This window comes from Azotobacter beijerinckii (assembly GCF_900110885.1).
GTDB lineage: Bacteria > Pseudomonadota > Gammaproteobacteria > Pseudomonadales > Pseudomonadaceae > Azotobacter > Azotobacter beijerinckii.
In genome coordinates this window covers 1-4,340 of the sequence record NZ_FOFJ01000123.1, presented here as the reverse complement: position 1 = coordinate 4,340, position 4,340 = coordinate 1, and the positions used below count along the sequence as shown (strand labels likewise).

The following is a 4,340-nucleotide window of genomic DNA, read 5'->3' as shown; positions in this document are numbered from 1 at the left end:
TGGCACGACATATCAAGCCCAGCCAGGTAGCCACCAGCAAGCGCGGCCCCCAAGATGGACAAGCCCAAGGCCTGGGTCGATGCCGCGAGGCTCGCGCCCATGTCTCCACCGACCGCCTCATCAAGGCCTCGAAAGCTAAAAGACCTTGAAAGGGGTGGCCTTCAGTGGCTGTCCGGTACCGGAGATGGCAAGGGCTGCCCGGCGAAGTGGGCCTGCAGATTGGCCACTACCAAATTAGACATGGCCCGACGGGTAGCCCAAGTTGCGCTTGCCATGTGGGGCGTCAGCAGCACATTGTCCAGCCCAAGCAGCCCCGGATGCACCCAAGGCTCATCCTCGAACACATCTAGGGCTGCCCCCAGCAGACGGTGTTCACCCAGGGCCTTGGCCAAGGCGGCCTCGTCGACCACGCTGCCGCGCCCTACATTGACTAGGATACCTTCGGAACCAAGAGCCTCGAGCACAGCGCTATCGATCAGGTGGTGGGTGTCCGTCCCGCCGTTGGCACTGACCACCAGGAAATCCACCTCCGCGGCCAGCTCACGCACGGTGGCAAAGTAACGGTAGTCCACCGGACGTGACCGACGCCCGCAATAGGCAATCTGCATATCGAATGCTAGAGCACGGCGAGCGATGGCTGAACCGATCCGTCCCAGACCGACGATCCCCAGACGCGCCCCGCTGACCTTGCGGGTGAACGGAAACGGCCCGTCCGCCCAAGCCCCCTCGCGGACGAAGCGATCAGCCACGGCGACGCGCCGAGCGATGCCCAGCAGCAGCGTCATGGCGAAGTCGGCGACATCGTCGGTCAGCACATCCGGCGTATGGGTGACTGAAATGCCTCGTTCGTGGGCGGCCTGCACGTCAACGCCGTCGTAGCCGACGCCGAACACCACAATGACTTCCAGGGCGGGCAATCGCCCGATCAGCTCGCGGGTCACCCGCGATTCGCCATTGGCGACCAGGGCACGGATATCCGCAGCGGTGGCGCCCAGCTCCGCACCGCTCTCGGACCCTTCCAACACCTGGTAATCCGCGTACAGGCGCTCGCTCAGAAGATCGGGCAGGCGAGCAATCTTCAGCACATTCGGCTTCATCAGTGGCTCCTCGAAGAATAATCCTGGACCAGGCGACGGACCTGTCCACCCCCCAGGTAGAGTCCCAGCAGACCGCCGACCAGCAGGGCACAGGCCACCAGCAGCAGGGCATAGTCGTAGCTGTGGGTGGTGTCCTTGATCCAGCCCATGACCGGCGGCAGTCCCAGGCCGGCGATATTGGCGATGGCGTTGATCAGGGCGATCGATACTGCCGCCGCCGGACCTGACAGGTACTCGGTAGTGGTCGCCCAGAACACCGGGGTCGCCGCCCAGTTCAGGGCAACGGTGAATACCAGCATCGCGTAGGCCAGCGGCTGGTTGTCGGTGAACACCGCGAGCCCCAGCAGAAGGCCGGCGCCCAGCAGCGGTCCGCCCAGGTGCAGGCCGCGCTCACCCGAAAGGTCGGAGTGACGACCGTTGAGGTACATGAACAGGCAGGCAAATAGGAAGGGTAAAGCCGACAACAGACTGACCGTGAAGGCCCCCTGCCCGGACACCGACTGCACGATCAGTGGCAGGAACAGGGTGATGCCGATGGTGCCGAAGGCCTGCAGTAGCCAGAACAGGCTGAGCAGCCAGACCTGGCGGCTGCGGAAGGCCACATGCCAGGCATCGTGGTGGGAAATTGCCGTGGTTTCCCGCTCGGCTGCCAAGGTGCGGGTCAGCCAGTTCTTCTGGGCGTAGTCGAGCCAGTGGGTATGCTCGGGCGACTCCGGCAGATAGCGCAGCACCACTACGCCGAGCAGCGCGGCCGGAATGCCCTCGAGCAAGAACAGCCAGCGCCAACCGGCCATCCCCAGCAGTCCGTCCAGATGCAGAAAGGCCCCCGACAGCGGCAGGCCGATCACCGAGGCCAGCGCCGCACCGATGTAAAAGAACGACATTGCCCGGGCCCGGTCGCTGCGCGGGTACCACTGCGCCAAATAGTAGATGATGCCCGGGGTGAAGCCGGCTTCCGCCGCCCCCAGCAGCAGACGCATCGCATATAGCTGGTTGGCGCTCTGCACCAGGCTCATGACGGCGGCCACCAGACCCCAGGTGATCATGATGCGGGCGATCCAGCGGCGCGCGCCGACCCGCGAGAGGATCAGGTTGCTGGGCACCTCCAGCAGGATGTAGGTCACGAAGAACAGCCCGACCCCGATGCCGTACATCCGGGTGGTCAGTCCGAGGTCGGCGTTCATCTGCAGGGCGGCCACCGAGATGTTCGCCTTGTCGATGTAGGCAACCAGGTACAGCAGCATCAGGAAGGGAATGAGCTTCAGGTTGAGCCGTGCCATGGTACTGGCATGGAGGCTGTCGCCCGGTGTTGCGTATGTCATCGAAAACTCCTCTTGTTTGTCGTTATTTATTTGGAAAGAAGAATCGACTCACTCTCGGATCCGCTCGACCCTGCCCACCACCACGCCGTAGCAGAGCGCGCCGAGCAGGGCCATGGCGGCGATGTAGGTGATCGCCGGGGTGAAGTCGTCGCCCTGCACCAGGAGGCCGATGACGATCGGCACGCTGACCGCGGACAGGTTGCCGATGAAGTTGAATACCCCGCCGGTCAGGCCGAGCAGCCGCTCCGGGGCCAGCGCCGAGACCAGCGACCAGGTGATCGAGGCCAGGCCGTTGCCGAAGAACGCCAGGGCGAGAAAGAAGATGATCGCGCTCGGCGTGTCGACGTAGTTGGCGCCGATGATGCTGGTGGAGATCAAAAGGCCGCCGATGATCGGGATCTTGCGCGCCAGGCCCAGGGACAGACCACGGCGCACCAGCCAGTCGGACAACAAGCCCGAGCAGATCACCCCGCAGAAGGCGGCGAGGAACGGCAGCGAGCCGAGGAAACCGGCCTTGATGAAGTCCATGCCGCGGTACTTCACCAGATAGGTGGGGAACCAGGTGAGGAAGAACCACAGGGTCGAAGTCAGCGCGTACTGGCCGAGGTACAGGCCCCAGAGCTTGCGCTTGTTAAGCACGCACAGCAGGTCCTTCCAGTCGAAGCGCTGGTCTTGGCGCTTGCGCTGGCCCAGGTCGACCAGCCCGCCGCCCTCGCGAATCAGCTCCCGCTCGGCGTCGTTGGTAGCGCGGAAATCGGCGGGCTCGCGGTACACGCAGTACCATACCAGTGCCCAGAGCATTCCGAGGCCACCGGTGATGATGAACACCATCTGCCAGCCGAAGGCCTGCTGCAGGTAGATCAGCACCGGGGTGAGGAAGGCCAGGCCGACGAACTGCCCGGAGGTGTAGAAGCCGATCGCCGAGGCGCGCTCGCTTTCCGGAAACCAGGTGGTGACCACGCGGTTGTTGATCGGGTAGGACGGCGCCTCCAGTGCGCCGACCGCCAGACGCAGGAAGAACAGACCGACGAAGCTGCCGACCCAGCCGAGCAGCAGGGTGGCCAGCGACCACAGGCCGATGGCCAGGGCATAGAGCCCCCGTGGTGGCACCCGGTCGACCAGCCAGCCGCCGGGGATCTGCATCGCGGCGTAGGTCCAGCCGAAGGCGGAGAGCACCAGGCCCATCTTCACCGGGTCGATACCCAGGTCCTGGGAGAGCAGCGGTGCAGCGATGGCGAGGTTGCTGCGGTCCAGATAGTTGATCACTACGGTGACGAACAGCAGCAACATGATGAAGAAACGCGAACGCGACGGGGCCTGACCGTAGGCCACGGCAGTATTGTTGTTGTTCATGGCGTTTGACCTGCGCTCTCCGACTGTTAGCAGAGAGCGTCTGTGGTGTGAAGGGGAACGGCGGCTAGCCGCGAGCTCAGACGGGCCGGTGTGCCGCGACCGGACTTACCATTCGGCGACGCTACCGTCGGCATGGCGCCACACCGGGTTGCGCCAGCGGTGACCGACCTCGGCACGCTCCCGCACGTACGTCTCGTTGACCTCGATGCCCAGGCCCGGCCCCTGGGGGATGTCGACGAAACCGTCGCGGTAGGCGAACACTTCCGGCTTGACCAGGTAGTCGAGGATGTCGTTGCTCTCGTTGTAGTGGATGCCCAGGCTCTGCTCCTGGATGAAGGCGTTGTAGCAGACCGCGTCCAGTTGCAGGTTGGCGGCCAGGGCGATCGGTCCCAGCGGGCAGTGCAGCGCCAGGGCGACGTCGTAGGCCTCGGCCATCGCCGCGATCTTGCGCGTCTCGGTGATGCCGCCGGAGTGCGAGGGGTCGGGCTGGATGATGTCGACGAAGCCGTCGGCCAGCACCCGCTTGAAGTCCCAGCGCGAGAACAGCCGCTCGCCGAGGGCGATCGGC

The 4,340-nt window shown here is 64.8% G+C and carries 4 protein-coding genes and 1 pseudogene; 1 reads left to right on the top strand and 4 read right to left on the bottom strand.

Annotated features, from left to right (window positions below; translation table 11 throughout):
• Window positions 1–149 (top strand): annotated as a pseudogene (locus BMY22_RS25485) (IS4 family transposase); the annotation flags it as partial.
• A gap of 12 nt (window positions 150–161) precedes the next feature.
• On the opposite strand, the gene BMY22_RS22785 reads toward BMY22_RS25485, so the two are convergent.
• The 4 genes from BMY22_RS22785 to BMY22_RS22770 form a co-directional block, all read right to left on the bottom strand.
• Complete coding sequence (locus tag BMY22_RS22785; RefSeq protein ID WP_090625590.1) at window positions 162–1,097, bottom strand: 2-hydroxyacid dehydrogenase; 936 nt, start codon at window positions 1,095–1,097, stop codon at window positions 162–164.
• Window positions 1,097–2,419, bottom strand: a complete 1,323-nt coding sequence (locus tag BMY22_RS22780; RefSeq protein WP_090625588.1) for an MFS transporter — start codon at window positions 2,417–2,419, stop codon at window positions 1,097–1,099. The genes BMY22_RS22785 and BMY22_RS22780 overlap by 1 nt, the downstream gene beginning before the upstream one ends.
• 48 nt (window positions 2,420–2,467) lie before the next feature.
• On the bottom strand, window positions 2,468–3,772 hold the full coding sequence (locus BMY22_RS22775) for an MFS transporter (RefSeq protein WP_090625587.1): 1,305 nt from the start codon (window positions 3,770–3,772) through the stop codon (window positions 2,468–2,470).
• Window positions 3,773–3,877: 105 nt separating this feature from the next.
• Window positions 3,878–4,340 (bottom strand): enolase C-terminal domain-like protein (locus BMY22_RS22770; RefSeq protein WP_279626391.1); only part of this gene is annotated, 463 nt, incomplete at its 5' end.

Coding starts and splice junctions, on each gene's coding strand:
- BMY22_RS22780 (WP_090625588.1), bottom strand. CDS start 2,419: ATGACATACGCAACACCGGGCGACAGCCTCCATGCCAGTACCATGGCA.
- BMY22_RS22785 (WP_090625590.1), bottom strand. CDS start 1,097: ATGAAGCCGAATGTGCTGAAGATTGCTCGCCTGCCCGATCTTCTGAGC.
- BMY22_RS22775 (WP_090625587.1), bottom strand. CDS start 3,772: ATGAACAACAACAATACTGCCGTGGCCTACGGTCAGGCCCCGTCGCGT.